General features: G+C 68.7%; 11 protein-coding genes and 1 riboswitch. Of the genes, 2 read left to right on the forward strand and 9 right to left on the reverse strand.

Going from position 1 to position 18,763, the window contains the following annotated elements; all coding sequences use genetic code 11:
- Positions 1-543: 543 nt before the first annotated feature.
- The 6 genes from AB3X08_RS21095 to dusA form a co-directional block, all read right to left on the reverse strand.
- Positions 544-1,734: a DUF1501 domain-containing protein gene (locus tag AB3X08_RS21095; RefSeq protein ID WP_369934938.1), complete on the reverse strand. Its 1,191-nt coding sequence runs from the start codon at positions 1,732-1,734 to the stop codon at positions 544-546.
- Positions 1,735-1,792: 58 nt separating this feature from the next.
- Complete coding sequence (locus AB3X08_RS21100; RefSeq protein WP_369934941.1) at positions 1,793-3,373, reverse strand: DUF1800 domain-containing protein; 1,581 nt, start codon at positions 3,371-3,373, stop codon at positions 1,793-1,795.
- Between the two features lie 136 nt (positions 3,374-3,509).
- Positions 3,510-4,880 carry a sensor histidine kinase gene (locus AB3X08_RS21105; RefSeq protein ID WP_184412734.1) on the reverse strand — a complete coding sequence of 457 codons (1,371 nt, stop codon included), beginning with the start codon at positions 4,878-4,880 and terminating at the stop codon, positions 3,510-3,512.
- Positions 4,881-4,965: 85 nt separating this feature from the next.
- Positions 4,966-5,649: a response regulator transcription factor gene (locus tag AB3X08_RS21110; protein ID WP_003469280.1), complete on the reverse strand. Its 684-nt coding sequence runs from the start codon at positions 5,647-5,649 to the stop codon at positions 4,966-4,968.
- A 77-nt stretch (positions 5,650-5,726) separates the two neighbouring features.
- A complete protein-coding gene (locus AB3X08_RS21115; protein WP_369934943.1) occupies positions 5,727-6,107 on the reverse strand; it encodes a hypothetical protein in 381 nt (126 codons plus the stop codon).
- A gap of 379 nt (positions 6,108-6,486) precedes the next feature.
- The gene (dusA, locus tag AB3X08_RS21120) at positions 6,487-7,506 is read right to left on the reverse strand and encodes a tRNA dihydrouridine(20/20a) synthase DusA (protein WP_369934944.1); all 1,020 of its coding nucleotides are present in this window, start codon (positions 7,504-7,506) and stop codon (positions 6,487-6,489) included.
- A 145-nt stretch (positions 7,507-7,651) separates the two neighbouring features.
- A riboswitch (cobalamin riboswitch) is annotated at positions 7,652-7,905 on the forward strand.
- Positions 7,906-8,117: 212 nt separating this feature from the next.
- Here dusA and metE point away from each other — a divergent pair.
- Positions 8,118-10,409 (forward strand): 5-methyltetrahydropteroyltriglutamate--homocysteine S-methyltransferase, encoded by a 2,292-nt coding sequence (gene metE, locus AB3X08_RS21125; RefSeq protein WP_369934946.1) that lies wholly within the window; start codon positions 8,118-8,120, stop codon positions 10,407-10,409.
- Between the two features lie 223 nt (positions 10,410-10,632).
- Here the strand turns inward: metE and AB3X08_RS21130 are convergent, their stop codons facing one another.
- On the reverse strand, positions 10,633-11,748 hold the full coding sequence (locus AB3X08_RS21130; RefSeq protein ID WP_369934948.1) for a S1C family serine protease: 1,116 nt from the start codon (positions 11,746-11,748) through the stop codon (positions 10,633-10,635).
- A gap of 247 nt (positions 11,749-11,995) precedes the next feature.
- Between AB3X08_RS21130 and AB3X08_RS21135 the strand changes: the two genes are divergently transcribed.
- Positions 11,996-13,954 (forward strand): choice-of-anchor X domain-containing protein, encoded by a 1,959-nt coding sequence (locus tag AB3X08_RS21135; protein ID WP_369934949.1) that lies wholly within the window; start codon positions 11,996-11,998, stop codon positions 13,952-13,954.
- Positions 13,955-14,157: 203 nt separating this feature from the next.
- Here the strand turns inward: AB3X08_RS21135 and AB3X08_RS21140 are convergent, their stop codons facing one another.
- Positions 14,158-15,603 (reverse strand): efflux transporter outer membrane subunit, encoded by a 1,446-nt coding sequence (locus AB3X08_RS21140; protein WP_369938600.1) that lies wholly within the window; start codon positions 15,601-15,603, stop codon positions 14,158-14,160.
- Between the two features lie 5 nt (positions 15,604-15,608).
- Complete coding sequence (locus tag AB3X08_RS21145; protein ID WP_369934950.1) at positions 15,609-18,755, reverse strand: efflux RND transporter permease subunit; 3,147 nt, start codon at positions 18,753-18,755, stop codon at positions 15,609-15,611.
- Positions 18,756-18,763: the final 8 nt, after the last annotated feature.

Here is an 18,763-nt window from a genome sequence, read left to right on the forward strand (position 1 = left end):
TGCCTGTCGGGGCTGAAGCCCCTCCTACAGTGCATCCAGCCAGCTGGCAGCAAGTCCCTGTAGGAGCGGCTTCAGCCGCGACAAAGGAGATCGGAAACTGCACCGGTTGCGGACGCTGCCTGTCGGGGCTGAAGCCCCTCCTACAGTGCATCCAGCCGGCTGGCCGCAAGCCCCTTGTAGGAGCGGCTTCAGCCGCGACGAACGAAGCCGGAAACTGGCATCGGCTGCGGACGCTATCCGTCGGGGCTGAAGCCCCTCCTACAGTGCATCCAGCCGGCTGGCCGCAAGCCCCTTGTAGGAGCGGCTTCAGCCGCGACGAACGAAGTCGGGAACCGCATCGGCTGCGGACGCTGCCTGTCGGGGCTGAAGCCCCTCCTACAGTGCACCCAGCCGGCTGGCCGCAGCCCCTGTGGGAGCGACTTCAGTCGCGACGAGCGGAGCGGTAGCGCTGTCGATTTCGAACGGCATCTGTGCCCGAAGCCCCACCCGCAGTGCTCCCAACCGGCGCGCCGCCGCGCGTGCGGCAATGCCACAGCGTCCACCTCACACCAGTTGCAGATCCCGCGCATGCGCCTGCGGAAACACTTTCTGCAATTGCGTCGGCGACAGGCCCCACATGCGGCTCAGCAGGCCGGCGAACAGGTCGCGGTAGTTGGTCAGCACCGGGTAGTCGCGATCCTGGAACAGCTTGTCCTTGCTCACCGCGACCTGCTCGCCGGCGATGCGGCCGCCGTTGACCGCGCCGCCCATCACCCAGTACGTGGTGCCGTGTCCATGGTCGGTGCCCTTGTCGCCGTTCTCGCGGAAAGTGCGGCCGAACTCGGACAGCACCACCACCACGGTGTTGCGCCACTCCGGCCCCAGCGCCTCGGCATAGGCGGCCAGGCCTTCGGACAGGTTGCCGAGGTTGGTCGCCAGGGTGCCGTCGGTGCTGCCCTGGTTGACGTGCGTGTCCCAGCCGCCGACATCGACGAAGCCGAGCCGGTAGCGCTCGCGCATCAGCGTGGCGATGCGCCGGGTCTCGTCGGCGAAGGTGCGCGCGCTGGCGGCGCCGCGGTTGGCCTGCTGCATTTCGTCCTGCAACGCCTGCGATACCTGCTGGCGCAGCGCCAGGCCCTCGTGCGCAGCGCTGGCCAGCGGCGTGCCCTGGTACATCTGCGCCAGGATCCCGGCCTGGCGCTGGTCGAAGGCCGGGGTGGGATTGCGCTTGAGCGACAGGTTGGGAATGTCGCCGCCGCCCTGGAAACTCAGCGGCAGCGAATCGGTGAAGGCGATCGCCGGGGTGCCGGTGGCCACCTGCGACAGCCGCGCCAGAAACCCGGAGCGGTAGTCGCTGCGTTGCCCGGCCGGCTGCCCGGCCTCGATGCTGTCCTGGGTTTCGAAATGGCTGCGCGACAGGTCGTCGGTGCCGGCGAACGGCACGAACGCCAGTTGCTTGTCGTTCCACAGCGGCTGCAAGGTATCGCGCAGCCGCGGGTTCAGCCCCCACTGCGCGTCCAGCGCGATGGCGCTGTTGGGATTGGCCGGGTCCGGCCGCGCGATCGCCAGCGTCGGCCGCGACGCGTAGTAGAAATCGCTGGCGTAGGGAATCAGCAGGTTGTTGCTGTCGTAGCCGCCGCGCAGGAACACCACCAGCAGACGTGGCGATGGCGCCGGCGCGGCGAACAGGCGCCCGGCGAACGGCAGGCTGGCCGCCGCGGCGGCGGAGGCGAACAGGAACTGGCGACGATGCATGGAGGACCTCCGTGATCGCCGGACGCGGCGGTCGCCGCACCCGGCGCTATGGGCCGGATCAGCGATAGTTGAAGTCGGGCGATGCCAGCAGGAACGCATTCCACTCCTGCTGCGAGCGCGCCTGCGCCAGCGCCTGGCGGGTGGTTTCGCCGAGCTGCGGCTCGATCGCCTGGTAGTACAGCGGCGTGGTCAGTTGCGGGAAACCGCCGCGTTGCTGGCCGTCGCTGGTGAAGAGTTGGGTGTTGCCGCCGCCGATCGCACGCGCGATCTCGAAGCGCTGCGCCATCTGCCCGGAACTGTTCCAGGCGCTGGACTGCAGCGGCCAGCCGTCGGGGGTGATGCGTCCATAGGTCGGCTCGCCCATCTGACTCAGCCAGCCCAGCAGCGGCTGCGGATTGACGATGGTCTGCCCGTCGTAGGCCAGGCGCAGCGACGACACCAGGAAGCGGTAGGGATCCTTGAACTTGTGCGGCGCGCCGGCAGCCATTTCCCGCGCGGTAAACATCACCTGCAGCACGGCGGCGATATCGCCATCGCTGCGCTGGAAGGTGCGCGCCATCTTCTCCACCAGCGCCGGCGGGGGATCGTCGGCGACGAAATATTCGGCCAGGCGCCGCGACACGAAATGCGCGCAGGCCGGCTGGCGCACGATCAGCTGCACCGCATGCTCGACCTCGTCGAAACCGCCGCCGGCGATGCGCTGGCCGAGCAGGGTCTTGTCGCCGGGCTGGTGCCGCGCCGGATTGAACTCGAACGCGCCGCGGCGCAGGTATTGCGCCTGCTGCGGCGGTGGCAGTTTCGGCGGCGCGTCGCGGTTGGCCGGGGCGATGCCGACGCCGGTCAGGATCAGCGCCAGTTGCTGCACGTCGTGCTGGCTGTAACCGCCGTCCACGCCCAGCGTGTGCAATTCCATCAGTTCGCGCGCGTAGTTCTCGTTGACCTTGCCCTTGGCGTTCTGCGCGTTGTCCAGGTATTCGAGCATGGCCGGGCTCTGCAGCGTCGCCATCACCAGGTCGGAGAACTTGCCCAGCGCGTGCGGGCGGATCGCGTTGTCGGCGTAGTCGGCGACGGTCCAGTGCAGGCGGCCCTTGTCGGCGAACACGCTGAAGTGATTGAGCCAGAACCACACCATCTGCTCGCGCAGCTGGTCGCGCGAGTACACCGCACGCAGCAGCTGCGCCTGCCGCGCCTGCGCCAGCAGCGCGTCGGCGCGCTGCTGCAAGGCCTTCTTCGCCGCGACCTTGGCCTCGCCGTCGGGCATCGCCTTGATGTACTGCTGGCGCGCATCCAGTTGCTTGAGCAATTCCTGCACCGGCGTGTGCAGCGCCTCGTAGCCGTCCAGTTGCGTGCGCACCGCTGCGGGCAGGGCGGCGTCCCCGCTGGAGGCCTGCAACTGGTCGCGCAGGAAGCGCTTGCGTCCGTCGTGCTGCAGCTGGGACACGCTGGCGCTGTCCAGGCCGGTGGTCATCGATTGCAGCCAGCGCGCGTCGTCGCGCTCCAGCACCTTCTGGCTGCCGGCGATGGCACCGACGGTGAACAGCACCAGCAGCAGCGACAGCAGCAGCCGCTGCGCGTTGCGCAATGCACGCCGGCCGTGCACGCGCAGGCGCGTTGCAGGACGGTGCCGGGGCTCGGGCATGCGGCGCTCCTTGGACGGAAAAACCGGACGTGACGACCCGCGCAGTATCCGCGCCTGCCTGGCGCAGGCGTTAAGCCAATGTCGGAAACCGCCGCGGCGTTTGCGCGGGATTCACCTGCAGCGCACAGCCCGGCCGCTACAGCCCCGGCGGCATGGTGACCAGGAAGCGGGCGCCGCCCAGCTCTTCGGAACGGCTGACCTGCAGTTCGCCGCGGTAGCCCTTGACCAGGTCCTGCACGATCGCCAGACCAATGCCGTGGCCGTGCACGCGTTCGTCGCCGCGCACGCCGCGCTGCAGGATGTGCGCCACTTCCTCCGGCGCGATGCCGGGGCCGTCGTCCTCCACCGAGATCACCAGGCCGGCGCGCCGGCTGCCGGCGGCCGGGGCCGGATGCACGCTCAGCAGCACCCTCCGCCGCGCCCACTTGAAGGCGTTTTCGAGCAGGTTGCCGAGCAGTTCCTGCAGGTCGCCGGGTTCGCCGTGGAAGCGCGCGCTCGGCTCGATGTCGAACTCGCACAGCACGCCCTTGGCCGCGTACACCTTCTCCAGCCCACGCACGATCTCTTCGGCGTTGGGTTCGATCGGCAGCGGCGCGGAGAACAGCTTGTGGCCGCTGGAAGCGGCGCGGCTGAGCTGGTAGGTCACCAGGTTGTTCATGCGCCGCAGCTGCGCATCCAGTTCCTCGCGCAACTCCGGGCCCTCGGTGCCGCTGTCGAGCTGGGTGCGCAGCACGGCCAGCGGCGTTTTCAGGCTATGCGCCAGGTCGGCCAGGGTGTTGCGCTGGCGGTCCAGGTTCTCGCGCTCGCTTTCGATGAAAGCGTTGATGCTGTCGGTCAGCGGCTCCAGCTCGCGCGGATGGCGGTCGCCCATGCGCACCGCTTCGCCGCGCTGCACTTTGGTCAGTTCGTTGATGACCCGGCGCAGCGGGCGCAGGCTCCACTGCAGGATGAAGGCCTGCAGCAGCAGCAGGATCAGCCCGGCGCCGCCGAGATTGAACCACACCCGGCCGCGAAACACGCGCAGCTGCGCGCCCAGCGCGCGGGTGTCTTCCATGATGTAGATGGTGACCGGCGTTTCCTTGTCGCGGCGCACATAGGCCAGGCCAATGCCGTAACGGTAGACCTCGCCCTGGCTGCCGTCGATCTGGGTCATCGGCCACGGACCGTCGAAGGTTTCCTGGCGCGGTTCGAGCATGCCGCCCCTGGGCGGCAGCGGCCCCTCGCTGGACATCGAGATCCAGCGTTCGTTGGGCATCACGATCTGTGCGTACAGGCCGCTGCCCGGCCGGTCGAAATGGGGGTCCGGCGGGGGCTTGTCGTTGTTGATGTACAGCGAGCCGTCGCGCGCCACGTCGACGTTGTTGGCGTAGGCGGTGGCGTAGCTCTTCAAGCGCTCGCGCAGATTGCTCAGCGCGGTGTCGGCAAAGGCCTGGTCCAGCGCATAGCCGGCCGCGGCCAGGAAGGCCACCAAGCTCAGGCTGGCGGCCAGCAGCTGGCGCGCCTGCAACGACCGTGGGCGCCAGCGCTTGTACCACTTGGGCCGTGCCGCCACGCTGTCGCGTCCTTCGGTTGCTCGTCGCAGGCGCGTGGGATCAGCCTTCGGTGCGCGGAATCGCGAAGCGATAGCCGCGACCGCGCACGGTCTCGATCGGCTTCAGTTCGCCGTCCGGATCCAGCTTCTTGCGCAGGCGGCCGATGAACACTTCCAGCACGTTGGAGTCGCGGTCGAAGTCCTGCTGGTAGATGTGCTCGGTGAGGTCCGCCTTGGAGACCAGCTCACCGGCATGCATCATCAGGTACTCGAGCACCTTGTATTCGTAGCTGGTCAGATCGACGTTGCTGCCGCTGACGCTGACCGTCTGCGCCGCCAGATCCAGCGCCACCGGCCCGCATTCCAGGGTCGGCTTGCTCCAGCCCGCGGCGCGGCGCAGCAGCGCGTTGACCCGCGCCAGCAGCTCCTCGACGTGGAACGGCTTGACCAGATAGTCGTCCGCGCCCTGCTTCAGGCCTTCGACCTTGTCCTGCCAGCTGGAACGGGCGGTGAGGATCAATACCGGAAACTTCTTGCCTTCGTCGCGCAGGGCCTTGATCAGCTCCATGCCCGACATCTTCGGCAAGCCGAGATCGATGATGCCCACGTCGAACGGCACTTCGCGGCCCATGTACAGGCCTTCCTCGCCGTCCTGCGCCGCATCCACCGCAAAGCCTTCGCGCTTCAGGCGAGCAGCCAGGGTCTCTCGCAGCGGAGCTTCGTCTTCGACCAGAAGGATACGCATGAACTCTCCCTAGTGACTTACAGATGGCCGGCGGCCGGGGGCAGTGTGTATGGCAAGCTGAACCAGAATATCCGGGTTCAGGGGTTATCGCCGCGTGGTGGTTCCTGCGCATCGCTGGGGCGCGGCACGCGCGGCGGCGTGGCGCGGCCAGGCTGCGGATCGTCCATGTAGCGCACGCGCCCGCGGCCATCCATGTACTTCACGCGATTGATGTCGCGCCCGTCGAACGGCACACGCTCGGCGCCAAGGATTTGCCCACCGGTGGATCGCTGCACCCGGCGCACCGCATCGGACAGCGAGCTGCCGTTGTAGTCGCGCGCCCGGGGCGCCTCGCGGGCCGGCACCATCGGCGGCACGCCGGGCGGGCCCGGCTGCTGCGCCCAGCCATGGCCGGTCGCCGTGAGCGCGAGTGCGATCACGACAACGGTGCGGCAGCGGCGGAGAGTGGGCGAGATCACGAGCTGGCATCCTAACGGACTGATCGGAAACGTTCAAAAGTTGTGAAACCGGTTGCCTGGCAGCGGCGTCGCGATTTCGCAAAATCGAGCCAAATTCTTGATTTTTCGGGGTGAATCCGATCTGAACTTTTCCGGCAGCGGCCGCCCTCGTTCAGTGAAATGAACTTCGATTGCCGCCCTGGCGGACGCGTGCCGACGTCCTTTGAACCCCGCGTTGGCAAGGATCTGCCACTCCTGTTGCGACCGGTCCGGTTACAGCAAGAAGCTGAACAAAGTAACTGAACGCGCCTCCGAAAGGGCGGCGTAGCGTCTGTCGGGACAGCTTGCGTTGGGGACCGAGAAGCCGAGCAAGGACAACTGTCGTCCCTCCGGGCGATGATTACGCGGCGACTTGCGGCGCCCCTGCCGTCATAAGCAAGGCCTGTTCCACCAGCGCCCAGTCCGCGCCCGGCCGATGCGCGCCCTCGCTGAGCACCTGGCGGAACGCACGGCCGCCCGGCTGGCCGTGGAACAGGCCGAGCAAGTGGCGGGTGATGTGCTTGAGCGCCACGCCATCGGCCAGGCGCGCCTCGACATACGGCCGCAACGCGCGCAACAGGTCGGCGCGCGGCCGCGGCGTGGCACCGGTCAGGGCCGCCTCCAGCCGGTGCAGCACGTAGGGATCGTGATAGGCCGCGCGGCCCAGCATCACCCCGTCGACCGCTTCCAGCTGCGCCCGCGCGGTGTCCACGTCGGCCAGCCCGCCGTTGAGCACGATCTGCAACTGCGGGCGCTCGCGCTTGAGCCGATGGGCCCAGTCGTAGCGCAGTGGCGGCACTTCGCGGTTCTCCTTCGGCGACAGGCCCTGCAGCCATGCGTTGCGCGCATGCACCACGAACAGCCCGCAACCGGCGGCGGCGACCTGGTCGACGAACGCCAGGAACACCGCGTAGTCGTCGTCCTGGTCCACGCCCAGCCGGCATTTCACCGTGACCGGGATGTCCACCGCCTGCGCCATCGCCGCCACGCAGTCGGCGACCAGCGCCGGCTCGCGCATCAGGCAGGCACCGAAGCGCCCGGCCTGGACCCGGTCGGACGGGCAGCCGCAATTGAGATTGATCTCGTCGTAGCCCCACTCCTGGCCGATCCGCGCCGCCTGCGCCAGCAGCGCCGGATCGCTGCCGCCGAGCTGCAGCGCCACGGGATGCTCGACCGCGTCGAAGTCCAGCAACCGCGCGCGATCGCCCAGCACCACCGCATTGGCGTGCACCATCTCGGTATACAGCCGCGCCGACGGCGCCAGCAGCCGGTGGAATACGCGGCAGTGGCGGTCGGTCCAGTCCATCATCGGCGCGACGGACAGGCGCAGGGAGGCGGCGTAGCGCGCGGGCAGGTCGGAAGGGGGAAGCGGAAGCATCATCGGGCGCGGCGGTGCTGCGCTCTCGCCTGCCGGCGGAAGCGTCAGATCATTGGCTTTGGGATCAACAGCTTACACGTTCGCCCTGAACGTTGCCGGTGAACGCCGGCGAATTCACTCGGCGCTTGACCCGCCGCCGCATCCGGCCTATCGTGCGCTCGCCGAAGGTATCCATCGCTTCATTCGGATGAAGGGATGGATTTAAACGGGAATCCGGTGACGGCCGGCGCCGCAAGCGCCTGCCCATTCCGGAGCTGCCCCGCAGCGGTGAATGGAAACGACCTCCGTCAATGGCACTGGGCCGGCGCATGCCGGCCTGGGAAGCGGCGGACAGTAGGCGCGCAGCCGGCACGGTGCGCTCGTCCATCAGCCCGAATACCGGCCCCGGCCGGAGGAGCTGTGCGTCCTCCGATTCGACCTGGCGTCTCCGCGGGGAGGCGGCCGGAAGCCGTGCCGTGGCCCTGCGCCGCGCCGCGCTCTTCCGCCTGCCCGCGTGGCGCCGGTTCGCCCGCGGGGGCGAAGGTCGCTGGCGTGGCGGGCGTCCCGTGCGAACGGGCGGACGGCGCGCGGTTCCTTCGTTCCTCAATGCCCATGAACGCAATGAGGAAACGCAAATGACGATCGTGACCAACCTGGGCTTCCCGCGCATCGGCGCGCGGCGCGAGCTCAAGCGTGCGCTGGAAAGCTACTGGCGCCGCGAAACGGATGAGGCCGGCCTGCAGGACACCGCGCGGCAGCTGCGACAGCGGCATTGGCGGCTGCAGGTCGAGGCCGGGGTGGATCTGCCGCCCAGCAACGACTTCAGCCTGTACGACGCGATGCTGGACACCGCGTTCCTGTTCGATGCGATCCCGCAACGCTACCGCGCGCTGGCCGATGCCGATCCGCTGGCCGGCTATTTCGCGATGGCGCGCGGCACGCAGGAGGACGGCCTGGACCTGCACGCGCTGGAAATGACCAAGTGGTTCGACACCAACTACCACTATCTGGTGCCGGAGCTGGCGCGGCGCCAGCATTTCCGCCTGCGCGGCGACAAGCCGCTGGCCGAGTTCCTGGAAGCCAAGGCGTTGGGCATCGCCACCCGCCCGGTGCTGATCGGCCCGGTGACCTTCCTGCTGCTGTCCAAGACCGTGGACGGCAGCGACCGCTGGGCGCTGCTGGACAGCCTGCTGCCCGCCTACGCCGAACTGCTGCAGCAGCTCGACGCGGCCGGCGCCAGCTGGGTGCAGATCGACGAGCCCGCGCTGGTGCTGGACCTGGACGAGGCCGCGCGCGACGCCTATCGCCGCGCCTACGCATTCCTGGCGCAGGCGCCGCGGCCGAAGCTGCTGCTGACCACGTATTTCGGCGAACTGGGCGACAACCTGGAACTGGCCGCGGCGCTGCCGGTGGACGGCCTGCATGTGGATCTGGTGCGCGGCGTGGCGCAGTTGGACGCGGTGCTGCAGGCATTGCCGGCCGGGCGCGTGCTGTCGGCCGGGCTGGTCAACGGCCGCAACGTGTGGCGCACGCCGCTGGACAATGCATTGATCCTGGCCCGCTACGCGGCCGGCCATGTCGGCCGCGAACGCCTGTGGTTGGCGCCGTCGTGCTCGCTGCTGCACGTGCCGGTGGACCTGGAACAGGAAAAGGCGCTGGACCGCGACCTGCACGCATGGCTGGCCTTCGCCAGGCAGAAGCTGCAGGAGCTGCGCACGCTGGCCGATGCATTGCACGAGCTGCCGCAGGCGCAGACCGAATTGGATGCGGCGCGCGAGGCGCTGGCCACGCGGCGTTCCTCCGCACGCGTGCATCGCCCTGACGTGGCACGCCGGGTGGCGGCGCTGAGCGAGGATGCCGGACGCCGGCAGTCGCCGTATCCGCAGCGGCGCGAGGCGCAGCAGGCGGCGCTGCGGTTGCCGGCGTACCCGACCACCACGATCGGCTCGTTCCCGCAGACCGCGCAGGTGCGGCAGGCGCGCGCGCAGCACAAGGCCGGCAAGCTCGGCGATGCCGAGTACGACGCGTTCCTGGCCGCCGAAACCGAACGTTGCGTGCGCGTGCAGGAACAGATCGGGCTGGACGTGCTGGTACACGGCGAGTTCGAGCGCAACGACATGGTCGAATACTTCGGCGAGCAGCTCGATGGTTTCGCCTTTACCAGGCATGGCTGGGTGCAGAGCTACGGCTCGCGCTGCGTGAAGCCGCCGATCATCTACGGCGACGTGCAGCGGCCGGCGCCGATGACGCTGCGCTGGACCCAGTATGCGCAGTCGCTGACCGACAAGCCGATGAAGGGCATGCTGACCGGGCCGGTGACGGTGCTGCAGTGGTCGTTCGTGCGCGACGACCAGGAACGCGCGCAGACCTGCCGGCAGATCGCGCTGGCGCTGCGCGACGAGGTGCGCGACCTGGAGGCGGCCGGCATCGGCGTGATCCAGATCGACGAGCCGGCGATCCGCGAGGGCCTGCCGCTGCGCCGCGCCGAGTGGAAGGCGTACCTGGACTGGGCGGTGCAATGTTTCCGCATCGCCGCGGCCGGCGTGCGCGACGCCACCCAGATCCATACGCACATGTGCTATTCGGAGTTCAACGACATCATCGAGGCGGTGGCGGCGATGGATGCGGACGTGATCTCGATCGAAACCTCGCGCTCGCGGATGGAACTGCTCGATGCGTTCGTGCGCTTCCGCTATCCGAACGCGATCGGCCCGGGCGTGTACGACATCCACTCACCGCGCGTGCCCAGCACGCAGGAGATGGTGCAGTTGCTGGACAAGGCGCGGGCGGTGCTGGATCCGCAGCAGCTGTGGGTCAATCCGGATTGCGGGTTGAAGACGCGCGGCTGGCCGGAAACGCGCACCGCGCTGCACGCAATGGTGGCCGCGGCACGGCAGCTGCGCGCGCAGCAGGCGCAAGCGGCGTAAGCCAGCGGTTTGTGCGTGCGATGCCCGGCGCGACCACGCCGGGCATCGTCGTTGCAAGGCGGCTGTGTGGGCCGGTCGGCAGCCCACGCAGCATCTGCAAAGATCTGCCAGCGGCATGGAGCGTACGCGTGCGATCTGTGCACATGTGGCTCCAGATCGCATCCGCTGTCGGCGATAAACCGCCAACGCTACCGGCGCAGGTGCTGCGACCGGAGGCTGCGCCTCACTGCGCGGTCGGCACCGCCGCAGCAGGACTCGCTGGAAACACCACACTCAGCGTTTGCTCGCGACGATCGCGCCACAGCTTCACCGACACGGGAACATCCGCGGCCACTCCCGCGATCAGCCGCGGCACGTCCTCGAAGCCGGCAACCGACTGGCCGGCGATCTCCAGCAGCACGTCCATCGGCTTGATGCCGGCGCGGGCGGCGATACCGCCATCGAACACTTCCACCACCCACGCCCCGCGCGGCGACGGCAGACCCGCGGCCAGCACCAGTTCCGCAGTGACCGGCACGATGCGCACGCCCAGCATCCTGGGTGCCGCAGGCGCCACGGCGGAAGTCGCGGACACTGCCGGCGTGGCCGCAAGCGCAGCCGGCACCGCCTCGCTCGGCCGCCATGGCACCTCGGCGAACTTGGTGTTGAAGCCGCCCATCAGCTTTCGATAGTCGCGACTGGCCTTGTCCGCTTCGCCCTGGGTGTCGTACGCCGTGCACATCGTGCCGTCGTCCGGCTGCCCGTGTGCGCGCACGACCTGCTTGAATGCCTCGGCATAGGCCTGGCTCTGGGCGTAGACCGCCACCGGATCGGCGTTCACCGGCATGGCGAAGACCTGGCTGGCGACGGTTCGCGCGCGGTCGCTGCGGTCGGGAATGTCGACCTGGGTCGCGTAGCAGTAGAAATAGCGCGTGCTCTGCATTGGCGCCTGGGCGACGGCGTCCGCGGCCGACGGGGTCCAGTCCACGTCGCGCCAGCTGCCCGCCTTCATCATGAAAAGGCGTTTGCTCCATATCGCGCGTTGTTGTTCGCGCAACGCCTGTACTTCGTCACGCCCCGCGGCGAGCAAGCACTCCTTGTTGCCGGCACCGCCCAGGGTACCCACGTGGCGCAGGAACGCACTGGCCAACTCGTTGCTGCGCTGCATTTGGCTGCTGACGTCGACGGGATAGGACAGCGCGAACACCGGCGAGGCCCAGACCTTGGTCGGCACGCTGCCGGTATCGGTCACGCTGCAGAAGGCGAATCCGGACTGACTCGGCGCGGGCGATTGCGCCCGAATCGCGGCCGGCATCAGCCCGGCGAAGAAGACAGCGACATACACCGCATTGCGCAGCATCTGGAATTCCCCTAGGCACTCGGTGTTGCATCGGCGCCGCGGCGCCGCCCCGCTGTGCACACTATCCCATCTTCACGACGACCGCAGCATGCAGCGGCCGTCGGTGCTGCGGCGCATGGTGGAACTGTCATCGTGGCGGGGTATAACGCAGTCACGTCGCGGCGAGGGGGCGCTGCATCCGCTGCGCAGGCGTGCGATCGCGATCGCCGTCCTGCCTGGCTTCGCACTGTTCAAGGAGAGAGCCGCCATGCCGACGTTACCGTCGCTGTCCCTGCTGTCCACGCTGCTGCTGTCGCCGCTGCTCGCGCATGCGGCCGACCTGGTTCCCAAACAATTGGCCGGTCCCCCCGAGGAATTCGCGCAGATGCGCGCGCCGGCGCCGGCCGAGGCCGCGATCCTGTCCAAAAGTGCGTTGCTGCCGGTGGAATTCTCTTCCGCGCGCAGCGGCGAGGCGGCGCAATGGCAAGCGACGCTGCCGGTGGAAAACGGCAAACTGCGCTTCGTGCTGCTGTCCGGCACGCACGACTGGCAACCGCAGTTGCATGCGCCCGGCGTAGCGAACGCGCGTGCCGCCGCCATCGTGCCCAATGCCGTCGCCACCCGCCTGGGCAGCGGCGACGCCGCGCTGCCGGCGCGCGAGTACCGCGTGGACAGCGCCGCCAACGGCAACTGGACGCTGACCCTGCGCGCCGACGGCAGCGCCGCGCAACGCGGCTACCTGTTGATGGAAGGCGATGCGCGCACCCAGCTCGCGTCTTATCCCAGCGATCGCCGGCAGCTGCACAGCGGCCAGCGCATCGGCCTGACCGCACTGCTCGGCGGCAGCGACAGCCACGGCGCCACGACGCTCGCCGCCAACACCGGGCGCATCCGCGATGCGCAATTGCGCGTCACCGCGCCCGACGGCACGGTGACGCAATGGCCGATGGCCGACGACGGCCGCCATGGCGACGGCGCCGCCGGCGACGGCGTCTATGCCGGCGATTTCCCGGCAAAGGTGCCGGGCAGTTATCTCGCCCAGGTGGTGGTGCACGGCGAGGACGCGGCCGGCCAGGCCTTCGTCCGCACTTCCGAACACGTGTTGCCGGTGCTCGACACCAGCCTGCGCATCGCCGCCGACACGGTGAGCGCCAGCGCGCAGGACGGCACCCGCCTGGCGCTGCCGATCCCGGTCAGCGCCAGCGGCCAGGCACCGGCGCACTACCGCGTGCTCGGCGAACTGTGGGGCACCGGCCGCGACGGCAGCGCGGTGCCGGTGGCCTGGATCGGCGGCATGCTGGCGCCGCAGAACGGACGCCTGCCGCTGAGCGTGGACGAACGCTGGATCGTGCGCGCCGGCGCGCGGGCGCCGTTCACGCTGCGCAACCTGCGCATCGAGGACCCGGACCATTTCGTGCCGCTGGCCACGCGCGACACGCTGGCGCTGACCCTGCCGGCCCTGCGCCGCAGCAGCGTGGCGCGCGGCGGCGCGATCGACGCCAGCATGCGCATGGGCGAGCGCCCCGCCACGCTGCAGCGCGCGGCGACCGATGCGCAAGTGCAGGCGACCGGCACGCGCCTGATACTGGTGCATGGCTATTGCTCCGGCGGGGTCTGGCCCGCGGCGCAGTTCAGCAATGCGTCGACCTTCCTGGATGCCAACCAGAACCGCAGCAACGACCAGTTCGCGCAACTGCTGGCGCAGTTCGGCAGCCAGTGGAATTCGTTCGGCACGGTCGCGCACAGCCAGGGCGGCATGGCCGCGCTGCACCTGTACAGCTACTACTGGAGCGGGCTGGACAATGCCAGCGGCGGGCGCGTCATGCAGTCGGTGGGCACGCCGTATCAGGGCACCAACCTGTCCGGCATCCTGGCCACGGTGGGGTCGTGGTTCGGCGTGGGCTGCGGCAGCAACAGCGACCTGACCTACGACGGCGCCAAGGCGTGGCTGGCCGGCATCCCGATGTCGGCGCGGGCACTGGTCAACTACTACACGACCTCCTTCGCCAAGACCAACTGGTACACCAACGACTACTGCAACGTGGCCTCGGACCTGGTGCTGGACGACCCGGAGGACGGCGTGGTCGAACAGGTCAACGCGCAGCTGCCGGGCGGAGTCAATCGCGGCCACACCACCGGCCAGTGCCACACCACCGGCATGCGCGATCCGGCGCAGTACCTGGACGCCAGCCGCAATGCGACGATGAACGCGAACGCGGCGCGTTGACGGGCTGGGATTAGCGATTGGGAATTGGGGATTGGCAAAAGCGCCGTCCGGGCATGCAAGCCCGAGGCGGCGCCGATGTCGCCACGGGCCGATGCTGCGGCCGATGCAGCTACGCCCGGGATGCGGCTCTTTGTAGGAGCGGCTTCAGCCGCGACAGGCAGCCTGTCGCGGCTGAAGCCGCTCCTACAGGCGCGTGGAATGCGCTAACGCGTCGCCTCGGCCGCCGCCGTGCCGCTCTGCGCATCGGCGCCGCCGCCGAGCACCTTGTACAACGTGACGCGGTTGCTGGCCTCGGTCAGGCGCAGGGTGATCAGGTCCTGCTGCGCGGAGTAAAGCGAGCGCTGCGAATCCAACGCATCCAGGTAGCTGTCCACGCCGTTGCGATAGCGCGCGTCGGCCAGACTGTAGCTGCGCTGGGTGACGTCGACCAGGGCGCGCTGCGCGTCCATGCGTTCGTCCAGCTGTGCGCGTGTGGCCAGCGCATCGGCCACTTCGCTGAAGGCGGTCTGGATGGCCTGCTCGTAGTCGGCGACATTGATGTCGCGGCTGATCTTGGCCTGGTCCAGTTCGGCCTTGAGCGCGCCGGCGCGGAAGATCGGCACGCTGATGCTGGGCACGAACGACCAGGTGCGGTTGCCGGCATCGAACAGGCTGGACAGCGCGGTGCTGCTGCGCCCGGTGGAGGCGGTCAACGAAATGGTCGGAAAGAACGCCGCACGCGCCGCGCCGATATCGGCGTTGGCCGACTTCAGGGTGTGCTCGGCGTACAGCACGTCCGGGCGCTGCAGCAGCACGCGCGACGGCAGCGGCGACGGCAGCGGCGCCAGCGCCACGCCGCTTTCCAGTGCGTTCGCCTGCGGCAGCATCTCCGCCGCCACCGGCGCGCCGACCACCAGGTCCAGCGCGTTGCGCGAAGTGGCGAGCTGCGTGGTGTAGCTGGCGACGTCGGCGCGCGCGCTCTCCACGCTGGTCTGCACCTGCGCCAGGTCCAGCCCGGAGACGGTGCCTTGCTGATGCTGCGCCTCGGTGAGCTTCAGGGTCTGCCGCTGGCTGGCCAGGGTCTGCTGCGCCAGCGCCAGGCGCTGCTGGTCGGCGGCCACGGTCAGCCAGTCGGCGGCGACCTCGGCGACCAGGCTCATGCGCGTGCTGCGCTGGGTCTGCGCGGTGGCCAGGTAGGTCTCCAGCGCCTCGTCCTTGAGGCTGCGGATGCGTCCGAACAGGTCCAGTTCCCAACTGCTGACGCCCACGTCGGCCACGTACGTGCGCGCCACCTCGGAACGTCCGCTGGCGCTGGCCGACGCGCTGCTGCGCGAGGCGCTCTGGCTGCCGCTCACGTCCACCGACGGAAACAGGTCCGCGCGCTGGATGCGGTACTGCGCACGCGCCTTGTCGATATTGAGCACGGCCACGCGCAGGTCGCGGTTGTTGTCCAGCGCCTGCGCGATCACCTGCTGCAGGCGCCGATCCAGGAACACCTGGCGCCAGTCCAGGGTGGCCACGTCGGCGACATCGCCAGCGGTTCCGCTGCCGCTGTCGGCGAAGGTGGCCGGCACCGGCGCGTCGGGACGGGCGTAACTCGGCGCCATGCTGGCGCAGCCGGCGAGGACACCGGCGCAGGCCAGGGCCAGCGCGGTGCGGGTCAGGGCGATACGGATCACGGCGTTGCCTCCTCGCTGCGCAGCGGTTCCGGTGCGACACGCTTGCCGGGGAACACACTGCGCACGATCACGTAGAACAGCGGCACGAAGAAGATGCCGAGCATGGTCGAGACCAGCGTGCCGCCGAGCACGCCGGTGCCCAGCGAATGGCGGCCGCCGGAACCGGCGCCGCTGCTGACCACCATCGGCAGCACGCCGAGCAGGAACGCCAACGAAGTCATCAGGATCGGGCGCAGGCGCAGGCGCGCCGCGTGCAGGGTGGCTTCGATCAGCGGCCGGCCCTTTTCTTCCAGTTCCTTGGCGAACTCCACGATCAAGATGCCGTTCTTGGCCGCCAGGCCCATCGTCGCCAGCAGGCCGACCTGGAAATAGATGTCGTTGGACAGCCCGCGCAGCCACGTCGCCAACAGCGCGCCGACGATGCCCACCGGCACCGCCAGCATCACCGAGATCGGGATTGACCAGCTTTCGTACAGCGCGGCCAGACACAGGAACACGAACACCAGCGACACCGCGTACAGCATCCAGGTCTGCGCGCCGGCGGCCCGCTCCTGGTAGGACATGCCCGACCAGGCATAGCTCACGTCCTTGCCGACTCTGCCCACCAGCGCGGCGATGCCGTTCATCGCCTCGCCGGAACTGATGCCGCTGGCGGCGCTGCCGGTGATCTCCATCGACTCCACGCCGTTGAAGCGGCTCAGCACCTGCGGCGCATACGCCCATGCGCTGCTGGAGAAGGCCGAGAACGGCACCATCTCCGAACTGCCGTTGCGCACGTACCAGCGGCCGATGTCGGCGGGCAGCATGCGCGCGCTCGCCTCGCCCTGCACGTAGACGCGCTTGACCCGGTTGTTGTTGAGAAAATCGTTGACGTAGCTGCCGCCCATCACCGTGGCCAGCGTGGTGTTGATGTCCGACGCATCCAGGCCCAGCGCGCCGGCCTTGGCGTCGTCGATCTGCACGCGGTAGGTCGGCGCGTCTTCCAGGCCGTTGAAGCGCACAGCGGTCATATCCTTGTCGGCGTTGGCCAGCTGCAGTAGTTGCTGGCGCGCGGCGACCAGCGCGTCGTGGCCCTTGCCGGCCACGTCCTGCAGCTCCAGGGTGAAGCCGGAACTGGTGCCCAGGCCGTTGATCGCCGGCGGCAACAGCGCGAACACCTGCGCATCCGGCAGCGAACCCATCATCGCGCCGGTGATGCGGTTGGCGATCTCCTGCGCGGAGGCATCGCGCTCGGCCCAGTCCTTGAGCTTGATGAAGCCCATGCCCGAGTTCTGGCTGCTGCCGGCGAAGCTGAAGCCGGAGATGGTCATCATCCCCGCCACTTCCGGCTGCTTGAGGATGAACGCGGAAGCCTGGTCGATCGACTGCTGCGTGCGCTGCTGGGTGGCGCCGGCCGGCGTGGTGAACATCACCATCAGCATGCCCTGGTCCTCTTCGGGCAGGAACGAACTGGGCAGGCGCCAGACCAACAGCGCCATCACCGCGAGCAGCACCACATAGACCAACCCGCCGAGCTTGCGATGGCCGATCAGCTTGCCCACGCCGCGGCCATAGCCATCGGCGCCGCGGTCGAAGCGGCCGTTGAACCAGCCGAAGAAACGTCCGAGCGGGCCCTTGCGCGATGCGTGGCCGCCCTGCTCGATCGGCTTGAGCAGGCTGGCGCATAGCGCCGGACTCAGGGTCAGCGCCACCAGCAGCGACAGCAGCATCGCCGCGGCGATGGTCACCGAGAACTGGCGATAGATCTCGCCGGTGGCGCCACCGAAGAACGCCATCGGCAGGAACACCGCGGTCAGCACCAGGGCGATGCCGATCAGCGCGCCGGAGATCTGCCCCATCGAGGTGTAGGTCGCTTGCCGCGGCGACATGCCCTGTTCGCTCATCAGGCGCTCGACGTTCTCCACCACCACGATGGCGTCATCGACCAGCAGGCCGATCGCCAGCACCATCGCGAACATCGTCAGCGTATTGATCGAATAGCCGAGCAACGCGAGCACACCGAAGGTGCCCAGCAACACCACCGGCACCGCGATCACCGGCACCAGCGTGGCACGCCAGTTCTGCAGGAACAGGTACATCACCAGCACCACCAGCACGATCGCCTCGAGCAGGGTCTTGACCACTTCCTCGATGGAAATACGCACGAACGGCGTGGTGTCGTATGCGACTTCGTAGGTGAGCCCGGTCGGGAAATACGGCTTGAGCTGTTCGAGCTTGGCTTCCACCGCCTTGGCCGCATCCAGCGCGTTGGCGCCGGTCGCCAGCTGCAGGCCCATGCCGGACGCGGGCTTGCCGTTGTACTTGGAACTGGATGTGTACGACTTGGAACCCAACTCGACCCGCGCCACGTCGCGCAGGTACACGGTAGCGCCGCCGGTCTGCGACTTCAGCACGATCGCCTCGAACTGCGCCGGCGTCTTGAGCTTGCTGCGCGAGGTGACCGTGGCGTTGAGCTGCTGGCCCTGCACCGACGGCAGCGCGCCCAGCGCGCCGGAGGAGACATCGGCGTTCTGCGCCGAGATCGCGTTGCTCACGTCCGAGGGTATCAGCGAATAAGTACGCAGTTTTTCCGGGTCCAGCCACACCCGCATCGAATATTCGGAGCCGAACACATTGACCCCGCCGATGCCGTTGAGCCGACTGATCGGGTCCTGCAGCGTGGACACCATGTAGTCGCCGATGTCGGTGCTGTCCATGCTGCCGTCTTCGGAGGTGAAGGCCAGCACCATGAACATGCTGCCGCCGGCGGACTTGGTGACGGTCACGCCATTGCTCTGCACCGCCTCTGGCAGCGTCGCTTCGCCTTGCGAGACCTTGTTCTGCACCTGCACCTGGGCGGTGTCCGGGTCGGTGCCGGAATCGAAGGTCAGGGTGATCGAGGCGGTACCGGCGGAGCTGCTGCTGGAGGACATGTACAGCAGGTTGTCCAGGCCGGTCATCTGCTGCTCGAGGATCTGTGTCACCGAGTTCTGCACGGTCTCCGCCGAGGCGCCGGTATAGGTGGCGCTGACGTTGATCGACGGCGGGGCGATGTCCGGATACTGCTCCAGCGGCAGCGACAGGATCGAGAGCGCACCCGCCAGGGTGATGACGATCGCGATGACCCAGGCGAAGATGGGACGGTCGATGAAGAAACGGGCCATGGCGGTTC

The sequence above is a fragment of the Xanthomonas sp. DAR 34887 genome, assembly GCF_041245805.1.
Taxonomy (GTDB): domain Bacteria; phylum Pseudomonadota; class Gammaproteobacteria; order Xanthomonadales; family Xanthomonadaceae; genus Xanthomonas_A; species Xanthomonas_A tesorieronis.

Bases quoted from the DNA above. Each gene is read 5' to 3' on its own strand.
- AB3X08_RS21110 (WP_003469280.1), bottom strand. From the start codon at position 5,649: ATGCGTATCCTTCTGGTCGAAGACGAAGCTCCGCTGCGAGAGACCCTG.
- AB3X08_RS21135 (WP_369934949.1), top strand. From the start codon at position 11,996: ATGCCGACGTTACCGTCGCTGTCCCTGCTGTCCACGCTGCTGCTGTCG.
- AB3X08_RS21145 (WP_369934950.1), bottom strand. From the start codon at position 18,755: ATGGCCCGTTTCTTCATCGACCGTCCCATCTTCGCCTGGGTCATCGCG.
- AB3X08_RS21100 (WP_369934941.1), bottom strand. From the start codon at position 3,373: ATGCCCGAGCCCCGGCACCGTCCTGCAACGCGCCTGCGCGTGCACGGC.
- dusA (WP_369934944.1), bottom strand. From the start codon at position 7,506: ATGATGCTTCCGCTTCCCCCTTCCGACCTGCCCGCGCGCTACGCCGCC.
- metE (WP_369934946.1), top strand. From the start codon at position 8,118: ATGACGATCGTGACCAACCTGGGCTTCCCGCGCATCGGCGCGCGGCGC.
- AB3X08_RS21130 (WP_369934948.1), bottom strand. From the start codon at position 11,748: ATGCTGCGCAATGCGGTGTATGTCGCTGTCTTCTTCGCCGGGCTGATG.
- AB3X08_RS21095 (WP_369934938.1), bottom strand. From the start codon at position 1,734: ATGCATCGTCGCCAGTTCCTGTTCGCCTCCGCCGCCGCGGCGGCCAGC.